The sequence below is a fragment of the Porticoccus litoralis genome (assembly GCF_030676955.1).
In the GTDB taxonomy this organism is placed as follows: domain Bacteria; phylum Pseudomonadota; class Gammaproteobacteria; order Pseudomonadales; family Porticoccaceae; genus Porticoccus; species Porticoccus litoralis.
Genome location: NZ_JAUUUU010000005.1, coordinates 108548 through 128295, shown reverse-complemented (window position 1 = coordinate 128295; position 19748 = coordinate 108548). Strand labels below are relative to the sequence as shown.

At 53.7% G+C, this 19748-nt stretch carries 14 protein-coding genes; 6 read left to right on the top strand and 8 right to left on the bottom strand.

Annotation, left to right across the window (positions count from 1 at the left end; translation table 11 throughout):
- Nucleotides 1–3: 3 nt before the first annotated feature.
- A complete protein-coding gene (locus Q8A57_RS09620) occupies nucleotides 4–963 on the bottom strand; it encodes an AAA family ATPase (protein ID WP_305170890.1) in 960 nt (319 codons plus the stop codon).
- A gap of 183 nt (nucleotides 964–1146) precedes the next feature.
- Between Q8A57_RS09620 and Q8A57_RS09615 the strand changes: the two genes are divergently transcribed.
- The gene (locus tag Q8A57_RS09615; protein WP_305170889.1) at nucleotides 1147–6018 is read left to right on the top strand and encodes an NAD-glutamate dehydrogenase; all 4872 of its coding nucleotides are present in this window, start codon (nucleotides 1147–1149) and stop codon (nucleotides 6016–6018) included.
- Between the two features lie 137 nt (nucleotides 6019–6155).
- Here Q8A57_RS09615 and rmf read toward each other — a convergent pair whose 3' ends face one another.
- The gene (rmf, locus tag Q8A57_RS09610) at nucleotides 6156–6362 is read right to left on the bottom strand and encodes a ribosome modulation factor (RefSeq protein WP_305170888.1); all 207 of its coding nucleotides are present in this window, start codon (nucleotides 6360–6362) and stop codon (nucleotides 6156–6158) included.
- A 233-nt stretch (nucleotides 6363–6595) separates the two neighbouring features.
- Between rmf and rlmKL the strand changes: the two genes are divergently transcribed.
- The 3 genes from rlmKL to Q8A57_RS09595 all read left to right on the top strand — a co-directional run bounded on the left by rlmKL (nucleotide 6596) and on the right by Q8A57_RS09595 (nucleotide 10773).
- Nucleotides 6596–8776 (top strand): bifunctional 23S rRNA (guanine(2069)-N(7))-methyltransferase RlmK/23S rRNA (guanine(2445)-N(2))-methyltransferase RlmL, encoded by a 2181-nt coding sequence (gene rlmKL / locus Q8A57_RS09605; RefSeq protein ID WP_305170887.1) that lies wholly within the window; start codon nucleotides 6596–6598, stop codon nucleotides 8774–8776.
- Nucleotides 8776–9027 (top strand): glutaredoxin family protein, encoded by a 252-nt coding sequence (locus Q8A57_RS09600; RefSeq protein WP_305170886.1) that lies wholly within the window; start codon nucleotides 8776–8778, stop codon nucleotides 9025–9027. Before rlmKL ends, Q8A57_RS09600 begins: the two co-directional genes overlap by 1 nt.
- 84 nt (nucleotides 9028–9111) lie before the next feature.
- Nucleotides 9112–10773, top strand: coding sequence for a SulP family inorganic anion transporter (locus Q8A57_RS09595; protein ID WP_305170885.1), 1662 nt, complete (start codon nucleotides 9112–9114; stop codon nucleotides 10771–10773).
- 122 nt (nucleotides 10774–10895) lie between these two features.
- On the opposite strand, the gene Q8A57_RS09590 is transcribed toward Q8A57_RS09595, so the two are convergent.
- The 6 genes from Q8A57_RS09590 to Q8A57_RS09565 all read right to left on the bottom strand — a co-directional run bounded on the left by Q8A57_RS09590 (nucleotide 10896) and on the right by Q8A57_RS09565 (nucleotide 16408).
- Nucleotides 10896–11378 (bottom strand): hypothetical protein, encoded by a 483-nt coding sequence (locus tag Q8A57_RS09590; RefSeq protein WP_305170884.1) that lies wholly within the window; start codon nucleotides 11376–11378, stop codon nucleotides 10896–10898.
- A gap of 31 nt (nucleotides 11379–11409) precedes the next feature.
- Complete coding sequence (gene dmeF / locus Q8A57_RS09585; RefSeq protein WP_305170883.1) at nucleotides 11410–12384, bottom strand: CDF family Co(II)/Ni(II) efflux transporter DmeF; 975 nt, start codon at nucleotides 12382–12384, stop codon at nucleotides 11410–11412.
- 58 nt (nucleotides 12385–12442) lie between these two features.
- Complete coding sequence (locus tag Q8A57_RS09580; protein ID WP_305170882.1) at nucleotides 12443–13000, bottom strand: Tll0287-like domain-containing protein; 558 nt, start codon at nucleotides 12998–13000, stop codon at nucleotides 12443–12445.
- Between the two features lie 79 nt (nucleotides 13001–13079).
- Nucleotides 13080–13913 (bottom strand): TatD family hydrolase, encoded by an 834-nt coding sequence (locus Q8A57_RS09575; protein WP_305170881.1) that lies wholly within the window; start codon nucleotides 13911–13913, stop codon nucleotides 13080–13082.
- A complete protein-coding gene (locus tag Q8A57_RS09570) occupies nucleotides 13910–15880 on the bottom strand; it encodes a transglycosylase SLT domain-containing protein (protein ID WP_305170880.1) in 1971 nt (656 codons plus the stop codon). The genes Q8A57_RS09575 and Q8A57_RS09570 overlap by 4 nt, the downstream gene beginning before the upstream one ends.
- Nucleotides 15881–15979: 99 nt before the next feature.
- Entirely contained in the window at nucleotides 15980–16408 is a 429-nt protein-coding gene (locus tag Q8A57_RS09565) for a universal stress protein (protein ID WP_305170879.1), read from the bottom strand.
- Nucleotides 16409–16489: 81 nt separating this feature from the next.
- Here Q8A57_RS09565 and Q8A57_RS09560 point away from each other — a divergent pair, with 81 nt between their 5' ends.
- Entirely contained in the window at nucleotides 16490–16999 is a 510-nt protein-coding gene (locus Q8A57_RS09560) for a hypothetical protein (protein WP_305170878.1), read from the top strand.
- 104 nt (nucleotides 17000–17103) lie between these two features.
- Nucleotides 17104–19743 carry a type I DNA topoisomerase gene (topA, locus tag Q8A57_RS09555; protein ID WP_305170877.1) on the top strand — a complete coding sequence of 880 codons (2640 nt, stop codon included), beginning with the start codon at nucleotides 17104–17106 and terminating at the stop codon, nucleotides 19741–19743.
- Nucleotides 19744–19748: the final 5 nt, after the last annotated feature.

Sequence of the window (19748 nt, the reverse complement as noted above, 5' to 3'; positions counted from 1 at the left end):
TGATCAGGCAGAAGGTACGTTGGCAATCAGCGTATCGATCACATGGTCGGCGGTGATGCCGCTGGCTTCTGCCTCAAAGCTGAGTATCAACCGGTGACGCAGTACATCGTGGGCGACATTGCGCACATCGTCGGGAGAGACATAGTCGCGGTTATTCAACCAGGCACTGGCCCGGGCACAGCGGTCCAGGGAAATGGTGGCCCGCGGACTGGCACCGTATTCCAGCCAACTGCCCAGGTCCTCACCGTATTGCCCGGGGTTTCGGGTGGCCAGAATCAACTGAACAATATATTCCTCCAGCGGTTCTGCCATATGAACTGACAGCACCTCTTTACGGGCATCAAGCAGAGTTTCTTCGGACACTTCTTCAATACCTGCACTTGGCGCCTGTAACGCTTCGTTGCGAGCCAGTTTGAGAATTTCCCGTTCGGCTTCTGCTGCCGGGTAGTCGACATTCACGTGCATCAGAAACCGATCCATCTGTGCTTCCGGCAACGGATACGTGCCTTCCTGTTCGATGGGATTCTGGGTGGCCATGACCAGGAACAGCTTTGGTAGGGGGTAAGTGCTGCGACCGACACTGATCTGTCGTTCTGCCATCGCTTCCAAAAGGGCCGACTGCACTTTGGCCGGAGCCCGGTTGATTTCATCGGCTAACACTAGGTTATGAAAGATAGGACCGGGCTGAAACTGAAAACTGCCGTCCTCAGGGCGGTAGATATCGCTGCCGGTGATGTCTGCCGGTAAGAGGTCGGGGGTAAACTGAATGCGGTGGAAATCTCCGCTGATGCCCTCTGATAGGGTCTTAATGGCTTTGGTCTTTGCCAGCCCTGGCGCGCCTTCCACCAGCAGGTGGCCGTCTGCCAGCAAGGCAATAATGAGTCGTTCAACCAGGTGTGGCTGGCCGACAATCTGGTTGTTGAGAAAATCACGGAGTTGCAGAATTTTTTGTTGGTGCGTCATGCTGTTGATACTTCTCGATGATATAAGGCGATGAATTGTAATGCCTGTGAGCAGTTAACCCAAACAGGAGCATTCCTGCGAAGTTAACCTAGACTGTAGGGAGTAAATGAAGTTCAGTGATAATGAAACTCGGTTCATAATGGCCGACTACTATCCTGACAATAATGAAAAAAGGGAGGCTTCATGCAGGTGCTTTCACAGAGTGATTTTTTCACTCGGTTAGAGGAACTGTTTGATAAACATTATTCTCCGGCATTGGCAAAAAAGCTGGTGCCCTTTGCCCACAGACTCTTTGACCTGTTTCCCATAGAGGAGTTGGCCGAGGAGCGTATTGAGGACATTGAGGGGTTTGTTCACAGCCTTTACCTGTTCAACAATAAGCGGGACATCCTGAGGCCAAAAGTTCGGGTGTTCAACCCGTCCCTGGAAGAGGACGGTTGGGTTAATGATGCAACAGCCATTTTTATTCTGCAGCGGGATATGCCCTTCCTGGTTGATTCGGTACGAATTCTGCTTAATCGGATCGGTATTGACGTACAGGTTATTAAAAGCACCCTGTTGAACGTGGTACGGGATGAGGAAGGCAAGCTACTGGATTTGCTGGCCACCGCAGATGACCCCAACAGCCGTCCTGAAGCATTGATCTTTATTGATATCGATCTGCACACCTCCACGGAAACCCTGCAAACCCTCGAGCATGACATTGTTGATGTGCTGCAGGATGTGGAAGTTGTCACGGATGATTTTCAACCTATGACGGAGCGCGTCAACAAGGTCATCACTGAAGTCCGCGCCAATCCGGGCGGTCTGCCAGAGGAGGATGTCCATGAGCTGGCCAGTTTTCTGGAATGGCTGCGTGACGGCGCTTTTATCTTTCATGGTGTGGCGGAATTTAAACTTCTCAAAGGCCGGAATAATCCGTTACTCAGGGCTGAGGAGGGACAGCAATTAGGCATCTTCAGGCGACACCACCTGGGGGACGAAAAGACGCCTCTGTCTTCAATGAGCGGTGGTATCCAAGCATTTTATGAAGGAGATGCACCGCTGGCGTTTACCAAGTCGTCCTGCCGTTCAAAAGTACACCGGCAGGCCTACGCGGACTTTATCGTGCTGAAACATTTTGACCGTCAGGGCAATGTGGTGGGCGAGTACCTGTTTATGGGGCTGTATACCTCGGCTGTTTATCATGCCAGCCCTTTCCAGATTCCGCTGATCCGTCAGCGGGTACAACAGGTCCTGGATCGAACCGGGTTTCCGCCCGGCAGCCACGACTTCAAGGCAATGCGGCAGTTGATCGAGGTGCATCCCCGGGATGAGTTGTTCCACTCTTCAGCCGATGAACTCTACGCCACTCTGGTGGGTGTCTGGCAGATCAACGAGCGACGTATCGTCAAACTCTTTGTGCGCGTCGACCCGTTTGAAAAGTTTGTAAACTGCCTGGTTTACATGCCTAGAGACGTCTACCGGACCTCCATCCGCACCCATATTGAAGAAGTGCTCAAGGAAGAGTTTGGCGCTGAGGAGTGTGAATTCAACACCAGTTTTTCGGAATCCATACTGGCGCGAACCCAATTTGTGCTCAAGATCGAGTCGGACCGCTACCGGGAAGTCAATCAGCGCGATCTTGAACGTCATATTGTTTCTCTTACCCAGGACTGGGGAGATGATCTGGAAGAAGCTGCTCTGGAACATTGGGGCGAGGAGCTGGGCCGGAATATGGCCAGTACCTACCGCAATGCATTTCCCGCCAGCTACCGTGACCATTTTGATCATCGTTCAGCCATTCACGATATTGACCTGTTTCATGGGCTGGAGCGGGAAGGGCAGATTGCCACCAGTTTTTACCAGCCGCTCGGTGCGGAACGAAATGTTATGCGCTTCAAGCTGTTCCACCGCGCCGAGCAGCTGGAGCTGTCCGAGCTGGTGCCGATGCTCGAAAACCTGGGGTTTCGTGTGCTCGGTGAGCACCCGTACGAGATTACGCCTCACCAGGGTAGTGAAATCTGGATGCACGATTTTACCTTGCGCTTTGGTCTGGACGTGGATGTCGATGTGTCGCTGGTGCGCAATGCATTTCAAGACGCTTTTTCCGCGGTCTGGTCTGGGCATACAGAAAATGACCGATACAACCACCTGGTGGTCGGAGCGCGGCTCGACTGGCGCACTGTGGCGTTATTACGACTCTACGGCCGCTACATGAAACAACTGGGTAGTAGTTTCAGCCAGGATTTTATTGCCGATACGCTGGCAACGAATCTGGAATTGACGCGTAATCTGGTGGCTCTGTTTCGTTGTCTGTTCGATCCGAAATTACTGGAATCCCACGGCGATGAGTACGGGCGGGCCGAGCGTCTTAATGAAAAAATCACCGACATGCTCGATCAGGTCAGCAATCTCAATGCCGACCGGGTGCTACGCAGTTACCTGCAACTAATCAACGCTACCAAGCGCACCAATTTCTTCCAGTTGGATGCGGAGGGTGCCGTCAAACCTTACATCTCAGTCAAACTGGCCCCTCGGGAGATCAGTGACGCTCCTGAACCGCGACCGATGTTTGAAATTTTCGTCTACAGCCCTCGTATGGAAGGGGTGCACCTGCGGGCCGGAAAAGTCGCTCGGGGCGGGCTGCGCTGGTCGGATAGGCTTGAGGACTACCGCACGGAGGTGCTGGGTCTGGTCAAAGCCCAGCAGGTGAAAAACGCCGTGATTGTACCCACTGGGGCAAAGGGCGGTTTTGTCGCCAAGCAGATGCCGCGAAATCCCAGTCGAGAAGCATTTCTTGAGGAAGGCATTGCCTGCTATAGACTGTTCATTCGTGGATTGCTGGACCTGACGGACAATATTGTCGGCGGGGAGATTGTTCCGCCGCCCTGTGTCGTGCGCCGGGACTACGACGATCCCTATCTAGTGGTCGCAGCCGACAAAGGGACAGCCACCTTCTCCGATTACGCCAATGACATCTCCCTGGAGTACGGACACTGGTTGGGAGATGCTTTCGCCTCCGGGGGGTCATTCGGCTATGACCACAAGAAAATGGGCATCACTGCCCGTGGGGCCTGGGTCTCTGTGCAGAGGCATTTTCAGGAGATTGGCCTAAACACCCAGAAAGAAAATTTTACCGTTGTGGGCATCGGCGATATGGCGGGCGATGTCTTTGGCAACGGCATGCTGCGTTCCGAGCATATCTGCCTGGTGGCTGCATTTAATCACCAGCATATTTTTCTCGACCCCAACCCGGATGCCACCCTCAGCTTTGGCGAGCGACAACGGTTATTCGATTTGCCCCGGTCGAACTGGGAGGACTACAACCCGGAGTTGATTTCAAAAGGTGGCGGCGTTTATTTACGATCGGCGAAATCAGTGCCACTTTCCGAAGAGGTCAGAGCACGTTTTGGCCTGGACGCGACTGCCCTAAAACCCAATGAGCTGATTCATGAGCTGCTGAAATCCGACGTGGACCTGATCTGGAACGGAGGCATTGGTACTTACGTCAAAGCATCGACAGAGAGTCACCAGGAGGCGGGGGACAGGGCTAATGACCCGGTGCGCGTCAATGGCCGGGAATTGCGCTGTCGTGTGTTTGGTGAAGGGGGCAACCTAGGTATGACTCAGCGGGGGCGTATTGAATTTGCCCTCAATGGTGGCGCCTGCAACACGGACTTTATCGATAATGCGGGTGGCGTTGACTGCTCAGACCATGAAGTGAATATCAAGATTCTCCTCAACGAGCTGGTTCAGTCCCAGGACCTCACCACCAAGCAGCGTAATCAATTGCTGGTGGACATGACGGACCAGGTGGCGGATCTGGTACTCAACAACAATTACCGGCAGACCTTGGCTATCAGTCTGGCACACTATCGCTGCGTGACTAACTTCTCTGAGTACTGGCGCACCCTAACCGACTGGGAGGCCGCTGGAAAAATTGATCGCGCATTGGAATTCCTGCCGGATGATGAGACCCTCAAGGATCGCGTGAAACGTTCGGTGGGGCTGACCCATCCGGAACTGTCTGTGTTGGTGTCTTACGCCAAAATTCTCATCAAGGAACAGGTGCTGGCATCTGATGCGGCAGAAGATTCCTATGTCGCCAGAGCCATCGAGGGGGCGTTTCCCAAGCGCTTGCTGAAGGATTACCCCGAACAGGTGATGCACCACAGCCTGAGGCGTGAAATCATAACCAACCAGATCGTCAATGAGATCGTCAATCTGATGGGGGTCAACTATTTTCTCCGCCAGGTAGCCTCCACCGGGGCCACCGTTGATGACGTGGTCAGAGCCTATGTGGTGGTGCGGGACATCCTCCACCTACAGCATTTTTGGCACCGAGTGGAGCAGCTCGATTACCAGGTGCCGGCAGAGGTGCAATTCGAACTGTTCTATGCCCTGATGCGTCTGGGTCGGCGTGCTTCCCGCTGGGTCTTGCGCAACCGCCGGTCCTGTCTGAACCCCGGGAAAGAAGTAAAAACCCTTGGCCCGAAACTCGCCGAGCTGCAATTGTTGTTACCGACGTTGTTTGCCTGGGGGGAAGAGGAGAATAGCTGGCAAGCTGAAGTTACCCGCCTGGTTGAACAGGGGGTTCAGGAAGAAGTGGCTATGCTGGTGTCCAGCTCCAACTTCCTGTTTTTCGGATTTGGTATTGTTGACCTCGCAGCAAGCAGCGACAAACCGGTGGGGCTGGTGCTTGAGCTGTATTACAAAATCAGTGTTGAGCTGGACCTGGAATGGTTTGCCGAGCAGATAGTGCACCTTGAACCTGCCAGTCGCTGGGAAGATTTTGCTCGGGAGTCGTTTGTGGATGACCTGGAAAACCAACGGCGTTCTCTGGCGGGTACGTTGCTGAAAGATATTGCTGTCATGGAAGATATCGACAATGTGATACATATCTGGAAAGCGGCCCAATCGCCTCTGATCAAACGCTGGCAGGATATGATGAAAGAGCTTCACACCGCGCCGGTGTACGACTTTGCCATGTTCTCAGTGGCATTGCGCGAATTGTTGGATCTGGTGCAGTCCACAGAAAACCGGCAGGATTCACCCCCAGTCTGTGCCGTTTAGTAACTTGTTACAGTAGTGGGGGATGAGTGGTTGGTGGAAGCGGAGGGAGGCTTTTGCCTCCGCCTCCGCTTCAAAGCCCTTTGGGCTTTATGAGGGGTTGTTAACCCCAAGGGAGAAATTGTTAGTTTGTTTTTCTTTTATAGACTAATGACTTTTTGTTGACAGGCTTGTGCGTTGTAGCCACTCCAGTTATCTTCGCGTCCTTCGCGCCAGCCGTTAAACCAGTCCTGAGCGAGGGATGTTTCTTCTGTATGGGGACATGTAGATTTGTTTTTGCCGCTGATGCCAGCTTGGTATCCTTTAATAAATGCACGGTGGGATGAATCGCGTTTTTGTCTTCTCATAGGACATGAACTCCTCATTCCTGAGCCACTACTGCCGACTTCTATACTGGCTGTGGCCTGTTAGTTTTTTTCGTACAGCCGGTCTATCTCATCAAAACTGGGCACAGCTGTCGAGGATTTTATTTGTCTATAAGCAATGGGTTTTAATTACGCTAAGTAATCAGCCGGTTGCATCTTGAAGGCGAGACTGTCTGAATACGGGCCCTTCAGCAAAATTAGGATTAAAGTAGATAATGATGACTATGTGGTTTGCCAGCTGTCCTAAAGGTCTCGAAGCATTGTTAGCCAGTGAACTGGCCGAGCTGGGTGCCGTAAAAACCCGTGAAACGGTAGCTGGAGTCTATGCGGAAGGGGATATGGCCTTCGCCTACCGCGCCTGTCTCTGGTCGAGACTGGCTAATCGCATCCTGATGCCGCTGGATAAAACCCCCGTCGACAGTGCCGATGATCTGTACCGCGGTGTGGCAGCTATTCCCTGGGAGGAGCATCTAACGCCCAATGAAGCGATTGCCGTGGATTTTATCGGTACCAACGATGCGATTCGCCATACCAAGTTTGGCGCCCAACAGGTAAAGGACGCGATCGTGGATCGGTTGCAGAGTCATTACTCAGCGCGGCCCAATGTGGATTTAAAACACCCCGATCTGCGTATCAATGTGCGGCTTGCCAAGGATCAGGCCAACATCAGCCTGGATTTTTCCGGCGATAGCCTGCACAAGCGCGGTTATCGTGTAGCCATGGTGCCTGCACCCCTGAAAGAAAACCTGGCCGCAGCGTTGTTGCTGAGGGCCGGGTGGCCAGAAATCGCGGCCAGTGGTGGTGCACTGCTTGACCCCTTATGTGGCAGTGGAACACTGCTGATTGAAGGGGCGATGATGGTTGCCGATATCGCCCCGGGTTTAAACCGCGAGCAATTTGGTTTTCACGGTTGGAAGCAGTATGAACCGGATCTATGGCAGGAGTTACGTCAGGAGGCGTTGGCACGCTGTGAGCAAGGGCTGGCAAAAGAGTTGCCGGAAATTCGTGGCTACGATAAAGATACCCGCGCCGTAAGTGCCGCCCAGGAAAACATTGCCTGTGCCGGCCTGGAGAAATGGGTGCGGGTAATGGCCAAGCCCATTCAGGCCTTCAAGAAACCTACCCACAGGGAAATTGATAACGGCCTGATTATCTGCAACCCGCCCTACGGCGAACGCTGGGGTGATATGGAAGAGCTTCGCCCCCTCTATCAGACACTGGGTGAAGTGGCCAAGCGGGAGTGCCCCGGTTGGCGGCTGGCGGTGATTACCGGTAATGCAGATCTTGCCGGTGAGCTGCGTCTGCGGGCAGAAAAAAAGTATCAGTTTTTTAATGGCACCATCCCCAGTCAGTTGTTGCTGTTTCAGCTGCGCAGCGTGACAGATGAGCAGCCATCGCAAACTTCGCCGTATCAGAAAAGCCTCAGTGATGGGGCGCAGATGTTTGCCAACCGTCTGAAAAAGAATGCCCGCAAGTTGGCCCCGTGGTTGGATAAATCCGGTGTCAGCTGTTATCGCCTCTACGACGCGGACATGCCGGAGTATGCCGTAGCCGTGGATATCTACGATGAGGCCATTCACGTTCAGGAATACGCGCCCCCGGCAAAGATCGATGAAGAGCAGGCCAATCGCCATCTCAGTGAAGTTCGCCAGGCACTGTTGAGCCTCTATCCCGGGAGTCGTGGCAAGCTATTTTTCAAGGAGCGGCGTCGACAGAAGGGTGACAGCCAGTACCAACCGGTGAAGTCACGTCAACAGCGCAACCAGCGTGATGGCAGCGTATTTGTGGTCACGGAGGGTTCCTGTCGATTTGAAGTCAATCTCAGTGATTATCTCGACTCGGGGCTTTTTCTCGACCACCGCCCGGTTCGCCGTCTGCTGGGCGAGATGGCCGCGGGAAAACGTTTCCTGAACCTGTTTTGCTATACCGCAGCGGCCACGGTACACGCGGCGCTGGGAGGTGCAGCCAGTAGCCTCAGCGTGGATATGTCCAACAGTTATCTGGAATGGGCCAGTCGCAATTTTGTGCTCAACAAGCTCGACCAGGAGCGCCATCAGCTGATGCGTGCAGATTGTCTGGACTGGTTGGCCAAAGGCCAGGGCGAGTTTGACCTGATCTTTCTCGACCCGCCGACATTCTCCAATTCAAAGAAAATGGAGGGCGTGCTGGATATTCAACAGGATCATCCGCGCCTGATCGCACAGGCGATGGCTATTCTCGCCCGTGGTGGCACCCTGGTCTTTTCCAATAACTACCGAAAATTTGAGTTGAGTGACAGTGTGACAGCGGATTATCTGGTGGAAAATATCACTGCGCAGACCTTTGACCCCGACTTCCAACGCAATCAGAAAATTCACAACTGCTGGTTAATTCGTCATCGGGAAGGGGATGGCTGATGGAGAAAGTGCTAACCCTCTACAGCGGCCCCCAATGTCACCTCTGTGAGCAGGCCAAGGCATTACTGTTCCCCGTTCTCCACGAAGAGGGCTGGCAGTTGCATGAAGTCAATATCGCGACCGACGAGCAATTGCAGTCGCTATACGGTATTCGTATTCCCGTGGTGGCCACTCCCGATGGCCGGGAAAAAGGCTGGCCGTTTAGTGCCGGTCAGGTGCGTCGTCTGCTCAATATTCATAACATTTACTAGAAATTCGGCATTCCGCTCTCGGGCACCATCTGGCAATCTTGTTAGTATTGTTGGGTTGAATTAGTACCTCCACCGAGGGTTGCCATGTCCAGTCAATCTCGCTTTAACCAATTGTCATTCCGTCATATCGGAACCGATTTTACCGGCGGTCTGACAGCGGCCGTGGTGGCGTTGCCACTGGCGCTGGCGTTCGGTATGGCCTCCGGGGCAGGGCCCGTGGCAGGGGTGTATGGCGCGGTGCTGGTGGGTTTTTTTGCTGCATTATTTGGTGGTACCCCCTCCCAGGTATCCGGGCCGACTGGCCCGATGACGGTAGTGATGGCAGGAGTTTTCACTTCCATGCAGGCGAAATATCCCGAAACCGGGCTCTACCTCGGGTTTACCGCCGTGATTATTGCCGGGCTATTTCAGATCGCTTTCGGTCTGTTGAGGTTGGGTAAATATTTTATTCTGGTGCCGTATCCGGTGATTTCTGGGTTTATGACTGGTATCGGGGTCATCATTATTATCCTGCAGCTGGGTCCGCTATTGGGTCATGGAGGCACCCCTTCGCTGATGGCTGCACTGGTGAGTTTGCCGGACTGGCTGCTAGCCATCAATTGGCAGGAACTTGCGTTAGGGGGGCTGGCATTGGCCGTCGTGTATTTGTGGCCAGCTCGATGGAATGTCTGGCTGCCCAGACCACTGGTCGCGCTACTGACAGGTACCCTGGTTGCGCTATGGTTCCCTCCGGAAGCCATTGCCATTATTGGCGATATACCCACAGGTTTCCCCCCGCTGCACTGGCCTGTCATCAATCTGGACGTGTTGGGTGAGCTGCTTTATGCCGGGGTGCTCTTGGCGGTGCTAGGGAGCATAGATTCGCTGTTGACCTCCCTGGTGGCAGATAGCATGACCAAGCAGCAGCATGATTCTGATCGTGAGCTGATTGGCCAAGGCGTTGGTAATACTCTGGCAGGTTTTTTTGGCGGACTGCCAGGGGCCGGGGCAACCATGCGCACGGTGGTGAATATTCGCGCTGGGGGAAAGACCGGGTTTTCAGGGGCAATACACGCGTTGGTTTTGCTGGTGGTGATGATGGGTGCAGGCAAGTATGCGGCCCATGTGCCACTGGCGGTGCTGGCGGGCATCCTGATCAAGGTGGGTCTTGATATTATCGACTGGCCTTTCTTTCGCCGTCTCGGCAAGTTGCCCATGAATACGGTCGCACTGATGTTGCTCGTGCTTGGCCTTACGGTATTTGTCGACCTGATAACAGCCGTATTGGTGGGGGTTTTCCTGTCAAATCTGATTACGGTGGAGCGTTTGACCAGTATCCAGTTGGACAGTGTGCACCTCACCGATGGCACCAATGCCAGTGAACAGGGCAGGCCAACTGAAGAGCTATGGCTGGAGTCTCAGCAGGGTGCATTGTTGATGCTGCGACTCAAGGGGCCGCTGAGTTTTGGTGTGGGTCGGGGGCTCAGGCGACGCCTGTCCAGCCAGATGTCGCATCAGACCATGATCTTTGACCTGACGGGCGCGCTCCTGGTCGGCACCTCGACCGCCATGATTCTCGATGAGCTGATTCAAACAGAGATGGCCAATGGCCGCGATGTGTTGGTGGTGGGATTATCTGAGAAAACGGAACAGAGTCTGGCAAGGCTGGGTACCCTGGATACTCTGGGCAGGGACAGAATCTTTCCGTCCTTTGAAGACATGATGAGCTACGTGGATTCACGCCCCGGTCTGACTGCCGGACGTTAATAATGTCGACTCCTGAGTCCATATCAGGGCTCTAGGCTGTGGGCACACTTCGGTGGGCCAGATGTCCAAATCAGGTTGAATCCACCTGAAATTGCCTGCTTCCTTACTGCGGTTGGGGAGGGCTAGTAGCTGCCGTTTGTTAAATAGAACACATCCAAGATAGTCCGTGTCGCATCCACAATGCGCACGATACGGTCATCAATACGGCGGATTGATGTGCCATCGATATCCCGGGGCAGTCGTCTCAGGATGTCGTCGGGCAGGTCCCGGCTATGGTAGTAGACATCGGCATCCAGTACCTCACCCCTGGCGACCTTTTGTTGCCAGCCCGGAGGCAATTCGCCACCGCGCTCCAGTTTCTTGCGCAGACCCGGGGGCAGTTTTTTTGTTTTTCCCTGATGGTACTCATCCTGATCGTCATAGTGACGGTCTCTCAGGTAGTCACTAAATAACCTTTTTTCTGCTTCATTGAACAGTGCGGCTCCCGCAACTTCAGCAGCGATTTCCATGACCTGTTGCTCAGCCAGAGTTGATGCCGAGGGAATCAGACAGGTGCTCGCCAACAGCAGCAGGTAAGACAACAGCGTTTTAGGTTTCCTGATCATTATTGTCTCCTGATGTGGCAACAGAGTTATTTCAGGCCTGTTTCGCCTGGTTTTCCGTATGCTGACCAATTGGGTTGACCTCAATAGTAAGGTGCTCCAGCGCTTCAAAGTCGGCCAGAACCTGCTTGTAATACTCTGCGTCTCGGGGATGGGTGCTGGCAATGCTGATGATAGCGGCAAAGTGGTGTTCACTGACCCGCCAGATATGTAGATCTGTGACATGATTCTCGCCATCTTTTTCAATGGTTTCACGTATCGCTTCCCGTTGCTTAAGGGGAAGGCTGCCGTCCAGCAGAATGGGGCCGGACTGCTTGACTAACCCCCATGACCAGCGGGAAATGATGATTGCACCGACAATACCCATCAGCGGGTCGAGCCAGTTGAGTCCCAGATATTTGCCGCAGAGCAGGGCGGCGATGGCCAACACTGAGGTCAGTGCGTCGGCCAGTACATGCATGTAGGCAGCGTAGAGGTTGTGATCGTGATGATGTGCGTGGTGGTCGTGATCCGAGCCCACGCCGTGGGCGTGGTCATGAGCGTGGTGATCCTTGAGAATCACAGCACTTAACAGGTTGATGAACAGACCAAGGGCCGCCACGCTGATGGCCGCATTAAATTGGATTGTCTGGGGCGTGACAAGCCGTTGCAGCGATTCAATCAGCATCATCAACGCAACACTGGCCAGTGCGACGGCACTGGCAAAACCTCCCAAAACGCCCACTTTTCCCGTGCCAAAACTGTAGGCGGGGTTGTTATTGTGTTTGCGGGCGTAACGATAGGCGAAGATGGTGATCATGAATGCGGCAACATGTGTGCCCATATGCCAGCCATCGGCCAATAGGGCCATGGAACCAAATAGGGTGCCGGCAGAAATTTCCGCCACCATGGTGATTGCCGTCAGAATCAGTACGTAGCGTGTGCGCTGTTCACCCCTGCGATTGGTATGGTGAAAGTCGTGGTGATGTTGCCATTTGCTTAATGGCTGCTCGCGTATGGGTGGATTCATTTTCGGGGTGGCTTGGCTCAGGACTCTATTAAGGATGGTGTGGATCTATGTTTGGTGATTACAGGGGACGGGTAAGACTGATGGCGCCACGTATTTCGCCGAGACGATAACCGGTTGCCCGATCATCAGGATAATAGCTGTCCAGCACCTGTTTAATATTGGGTGCTACGGTTTCGCCGTGGCAGGTCAGGCAAAGTGGCCCGACACCCTGTGCTTTCATGTAGCGAAACTCGCTGTTCGTTTGGGTTGTGGCCGATAGCGTCTCCGCCGGTTCCCCGTTAGCTCGGCGATCATCAAACTGTTCCAGAATGGCTTCTTCCCAGTTGTCAGGTATCGCCATTGATGTGTTTCTGGCTTTCAGACTGACCCGCTTCACCAGCCAGCCACTGTTCTGACTTAACTCCCTGGCAATTTCTGGCGCGGCAGTGGCGCAGATTTTGACGGCTTCAACAGGGCCACCCTGTTGCATGGCGTTTACTAATTGGGGTTTCAGGGTCTTCGCAAACTCCTGGGCAAGCTGCTCTGCCTCCTGCTCCAGAAGGGTGGATCGGTCGCCGCCACACCAGCTGGATGTCGATGCCAGTAGGCCGAGTATCAGCAGAAAAACCTGTTTCATAGATGCTTCCTTGAATACGAATACAGCAGTTTAGCAGGGATAATGATTGCCGCTACCGGGGCGGCAATATTGACAGTCATCATTTTTGGGCGAGGCGAAAAAAGGCGACAGCATTTTGCGTGGTCTGGTGGGCGACCTGTTCCTCTGTCTGACTTTTGCACTTGGCCACTGTCTGCAATACCCATGGCAGAAATGCCGGTTCATTGCGTTTGGCCTTCGGTTTTTGCGTCATGGTTCGGGGAAGGAGGTAGGGGGCATCGGTTTCCAGAAGCAGACGCTGGTCTGGAATACTGGTGACCAGGCTTTGTAGCGACAGGCCGCGACGTTCGTCGCAGATCCAGCCGGTAATCCCGATATGTAAATCCAGGTCGAGGTAGTTGAAAAGTGCCGTTTTGTCCCCGGTAAAGCAGTGAATGACCCCGTCAGTGATGTGATCCCGGTATTGTTTGAGGATTTCAAATTGCCGCTGATGAGCATCTCTCTCGTGCATGAATAGGGGAAGTGATAATTCGGCGGCCAGTTCTAGCTGGGCCTCAAAGGCTTTCTCCTGGTCTTTGGGGGAAGAGAAGTTGCGGTTGAAGTCTAGGCCGGTTTCGCCAATAGCAACCACGTGCGGCGCCTGAGCGATGCTTCTGAGCTGGGATGTGGTGGTTCCGGCGACAAATGTCTTGGCATCGTGGGGGTGAACCCCACAGGTGCTATACAGCATGCCTGGGAAGTCCTGGTCAAAGTCTTCACAAATGGCTGCGGCCTGCTCACTTTCACGAACAGAAGTGCCGGTGATTACTAGCTGGCGGACGTTGGCCTGTTGTGCACGCCGAAGAATCTCCGGCAACTGATCGCTGAAGGCACTGTTGCTAAGATTGACCCCAATATCGACCAGCGGGTCTGTACTGACCAGAAGCTCTGTCATAACTGACGTTGTTTTTCCTGCTCAGAGAGAATCCGATCATCGCTATCCAGGTGGTGTGCGTAGACCATGGAAAAGGCCAGTACGTTCTGCACGTAATTACGTGTTTCCCGGAAGGGAATGGTTTCAATCCAGGCGTCAAAGGGCAGCTTGCCCTGAGTGTCCTCCAGCCAGCGAGTTACTCGATGTGGACCGGCGTTGTAGGCGGCAGTGGCGAGAATGCGATTGTTGTCAAAACGGTCGAGCATTTCGCGGTAATAGCGACTGCCCAGGGTAATGTTGATTTCGGGTTCAAGAAGGTCCCGGGTGCCGCGATAACGAATGCTGTTTTTACGGGCAGTCTGCTTGGCCGTGGCGGGCATTAGTTGCATCAGTCCCCTGGCGCCGGCAGGTGACTGGGCGTCCTGAGCCAGTGCGCTTTCCTGTCTGGCAACGGCAAATAACAGGTAAACCGGGACGCCGGTGGCCTTGGCATGGTTGTAGAAGACGTCTCTGAAGGCCAGAGGAAAACGTAGGTTGATATCGTCCCAGAATCCGGCATTGATGAAGCTGGTGATGGCGCCATTGTGCCACTGCCACTGGCTGGCAATATGTGCGGCGGTAATCCATTGCTGTTGGTTGAAGTTGCGGCTGGTGTGATACCACTCACGGCGCGCAGAAATGTAGTCCTCGTGGAAGATCAATTCTCTGGTTCTCTGCAAACCGGGAAGCTTGCTCAGTCTCTCCATGTCTTCACTGGTTACCGGGGATTGACGAAAAGCCATCTCGTAATCGATGCCGAGCCACTCACTGGCCATGAAACCGTAGAAACTGCGACCGCGGGACAGCACCTGATAGGCAGAATCATTGTCTGTTGAAAGGATGCTGCCCTGAGCGAGTTCACTACTGCGGGCTCGCCAGTAAAGCCAGCGATCTTCTTCCTTGAGAGATTCCGGCATTCGGGCAATCCACTCGTGGAGTTGATCCCAGTTGGATTCACGCATGGCTTTTCTGGCGCGCCATTCAAGTAATTCCGGTTCTACAAGACTGAGGTTTTCCAGCAGGTAACCGTCGGCCACCTTTTTGTGTTCCTGTGAATACAGACCCTTCACCAGATCAGAAATGACCTCGGTTTTTTGCTCATCGGTAAATGTATGGATCTGTTGGTAACGATTCCAATGTTTCAGGGCGATGACGGCATCTTGGCGTGCCAAGTGTGTGAGACCATGGATAACGATGGCGTGTATTTCTTCATTCTCAAGGAATTTTCCCTGGTGCTGAAATAGTTGGTAGTTGCCAATGGTTTTGGGGGCTCTATCGACCTGGTAAAAATTGCGGGCCAGCTGTTGAAACTTGTCGGAGATAAAGAAACGCTGCAGGTAGCGGGCGAGCTGGTACTGGTGGTTAAGCACGGCAGCAGTGTAGCGCTGCCAGGCTATTTCCTCAGTTATCTGATTGTTTTTGATCAATAATTCGAATAGCCGGTCACAGCCTTTTGGCTGGGACTTGCCGACATTCCACAACTGTATGGCATCGGTTATGGCGTTATCTCCGCCATCTCCGCGAATGCGTGTTAGTTGGTAATAACATTGTTGCGCTGTAGTCGCAGATTCCGGCTGGTAGTATTTAAGAAACGCTTCCGGCCTGTTTCCAGAACGCAAGGTTTCCAGCCAGCGGTAGCGCAGGCGTCGGGCCAGGGAGCTGTCTTTATGCCGGGTGAGAAAATCATCGACCTCGCTGTTCCGGGCCTGACGCAGGCGATCACTTAACCACAGATATTCCAGGTAGGGTGCCAGCGGATAATCTCCGATATTGGCGATTATCCTGCGGGTTTCACTCTCATCGTGCTTGGCGATGGCGATCTTGCCCGCTCGATAGAGCGCGCGCTGTTCGTCCAGGGAAAGTGTTTTCGCGACACTAATATGGCTAACAAGGCAAAATAAAAGAGTGATCGAAAGGAATAAGGCATTTTTACCCGTGTGACAATCCATGGGATTCTGGGAGTCCGTTTAAATGTGAGGGAAGGGTCGTGTTTGCGTATGTTAGATCAGATCAGCGAAGCTTGAACAGGGTCCATCCCATGCCAGCTTTCAGACCCTGACCGCCAGGACATCACATTGCGAACCGTGCAGAACCCCCGTGGCCGTTGAGCCGAGAATTAAACTGAGGCCGTGGCGGCCGTGACTGCCAACCACAATCAGGTCGACATTATTTTCTTCGGCAAAGTGGTGCATCTCATGGGAGGGCTGACCGATAATGACATGTTGACGCTCTCTGGGGATACCCAACTCCAGACCCAGAGCTGCAAGTCGTTCCTTGGCCTGTTCTTCAAGCTGGTTTTGAACTTCAGTGAGATCCATCGGAATATCGCCGCCGTAGGCGAAAGACAGGGGCTCCTGAACATGAATAAGAGACAGCTGGCTATCGCTGCCTGAGAACAGGGACTTGACGCGATCAACGACTTGCTGTGATTCTGGCTGCAGATCCAGGCCGACCAGGACGTGTTTGTAGGCGGACATAAGGCGACTCCAATTGCCACATCATCATTAAAGATATAAAAGTTGTAGCAGACAATGACCTATTTGTTAATAGCGCTCGTCATGGCCATCATTGTATCCCCCATGCTGTGGTTGCGACAGACGCCCCGGCAAAAACTGGTTTCTGCCATGCGTCAGACAGCAGCTCGCGAGGGATTTCATATCAGATTGGTGAACCCTCCCGATGCCCGAGAGGGTGAAGGACATCTTGAGTATGTCAGTTACACCTTGCCATGGCGCGGTAAAACACCGCAGACACCTTTGCCTCGAATGGAAAAGTGGCTGCTGGTGTCGGAGACAAGGCGGGGCGACCCATCTCCCTGGGCTAACTGGCAATGGTTGGGCCGTGAGGCGAACCCTGTTCTCGACGTACCCATCGGTGACGTGATCCGCAATTTGCCGGCTTCAGTGAAGGGGCTGGAGGCCAGTGCTGCCGGTCTTTCCATCTATTGGCAGGAGCGCGGAAAGGAGTCGGATGTGGCCGTGATGGCTGAGCAATTATCGGTGTTAATGAGCGCCATTCGTGCCGGTTCCAGGGGAAGTCAAAAGGAAGAAATTGAAGAATTTCCTTGACCGACCTACTGTCCGCGCATGTATATTCGCCCCCTTACAAAGCTGTCCTTGCCCTAAAACTGGCAGGTACACTCATTCAAATTCACTGAGTTCTTAATAGATTCATGGGTAAATCACTCGTTATCGTAGAGTCCCCTGCCAAGGCCAAAACGATCAACAAGTATCTTGGCAACGACTTTATCGTGAAGTCCAGCGTTGGACATATCCGCGACCTGCCGACTGGTGGAAGCGGTAAAACAGTGGACCCGAAAGAGCGCGCCAAAGCAGCTGCCGCAACCCGGAAAATGTCTCCCGAGGAGAAAGAAGCTCATCGTGCCCGCAAGGCCAAAGAGCAGCTGGTATCGCGGATGGGTATCGATCCGGAAAACGACTGGAAAGCCCGCTATGAAATTCTGCCCGGCAAGGAAAAAGTTGTCGCGGAACTCAAAAAACTCGCTAAAACTGCCGATCATATTTATCTCGCAACGGACCTTGATAGAGAAGGGGAGGCCATTGCCTGGCACCTGATGGAGGCCATTGGCGGCGACCCTGAAAGCTATCAGCGGGTGGTGTTTAACGAGATTACCAAGAAGGCAATTAAGGAAGCGTTTGAACACCCGGGACGTCTCGACACCAACCGCGTCAGTGCCCAACAGGCACGCAGGTTTCTCGACCGTGTGGTCGGGTTCATGGTATCCCCCCTGTTGTGGAGCAAGGTAGCCCGTGGCCTGTCTGCTGGACGGGTTCAGTCGGTGGCGGTCAAGCTGATTGTAGAGCGTGAGCGCGAAATACGTGCCTTTGAACCCGAAGAGTACTGGACGCTGCACGCGGACCTGGAGACAGCGGCAGAAGATCAGGTTCGATTTGAAGTCAAGAAGCAGGGCAGTGACAACTTCCGACCCGTTAACAAAGAACAGACCGATGCCGCACTGGCTGCTCTTAACAATGCCGCGTATGTTGTCAGCGGCCGGGAAGACAAGCCCACCAGCAGTAAACCTTCCGCCCCCTTTATTACTTCGACATTACAGCAAGCTTGCAGCACTCGACTGGGTTACGGGGTGAAGAAAACCATGATGTTGGCTCAGCGTCTCTACGAGGCTGGTTACATCACCTATATGAGAACGGATTCAACCAACCTCAGTGCTGATGCGGTGGACACCTGCCGCGAATTTATCGGTAAACGCTACGGTGACCGTTACTTACCGGAAAAGCCCAATGTCTATAGCAGTAAGTCCGGGGCACAGGAAGCTCACGAGGCCATCCGGCCCTCCAATATCGATATCCTCCCCGGTGATCTTGCCGGCATGGAAGAGGATGCTAAAAAACTTTACCGCCTGATCTGGCAACAGTTCGTGGCCTGTCAGATGACCCCTGCCCAATTCACCAGCACCACGTTGACTGTCAAAGCCGCAGACTATGAGCTGCGTGCTAAAGGGCGTGTAACCCGCTTTGATGGTTATCTCAAGGTTCAGCCGGCGATGGCCCAGAAAGGGGACGATATTGAGCTGCCGGAAATGGCCGTGGGCGAGGCCATGAGCCTCAACAAGCTGATTCCCCTGCAACACTTTACGAAACCGCCCGCCCGTTATTCCGAAGCCTCCCTGGTTAAGGAGTTGGAGAAGAAGGGAATTGGTCGTCCATCTACCTATGCCTCCATCATCTCCACCATCCAGGATCGTGGCTACGTGCGGGTCGAAAACCGCCGTTTTTATGCGGAAAAAATTGGCGACATTGTTACCGATCGCCTGAATGAAAATTTCACCGATCTGATGGACTACGGTTTTACTGCTTCCATGGAAGAATACCTGGATGAGATTGCCCAGGGTGAACTGGAGTGGAAAGATGTACTGAACCGCTTCTATCGTGACTTTACCAAGAAGCTGGCCAAGGCTGATGCCTCCGATGACGGTATGCGTCCCAATCAGCCTTCCCATACGGACATCCCCTGTCCGCAGTGCGGTCGACCCATGATGATTCGCACGGGTACCACCGGCGTATTCCTGGGCTGTTCCGGCTACAGCCTGCCACCCAAGGAGCGCTGTAAGGGCACACTGAATCTAACGCCAGGGGACGAGGCCGTCAATGCCGATGAGGATGAGGAAGCCGAAAGCCGCCAGTTGATGGAGCGCCGACGTTGCAAACTCTGCAATACAGCAATGGACAGCTACCTGATTGACGAAGGCCGCAAGTTGCATGTCTGCGGTAACAACCCGGATTGTGAGGGTTACGAGGTAGAACTCGGGTCTTTCAAGCTAAAGGGCTATGATGGTCCGCTCATTGAATGCGACAAGTGTGGCAGCGACATGCAGTTAAAGTCAGGCCGTTTTGGCAAGTACTTTGGCTGTACCAATGAGAGCTGTAGTAACACTCGCAAGCTGCTGAAAAATGGTCAGCCCGCGCCGCCAAAAATGGACCCGGTGCCGATGCCTGAGCTGGCCTGTGAGAAAGTCGATGATCATTACATTCTCCGCGACGGGGCCAGCGGCCTGTTTCTCGCTGCAAGCAAGTTTCCCCGTCATCGCGAGACCCGCGCGCCTCTGGTATCGGAGCTGTTGCCACATCGCGAGGAAATCGATCCCAAATACAGTTTCCTGTTCAGTGCCCCGACAGAAGATCCCGATGGTCTGCCCACAGTGGTTCGCTACAGTCGCAAGACGGCAGAGCAGTACGTACAGTCGGAGGTGGAGGGCAAGCCCACCGGCTGGAAGGCCTTTTATGAAAAGGGCCGCTGGCAGGAAACAGATGGCCGCAAAGGCAAGAAATAAAGACA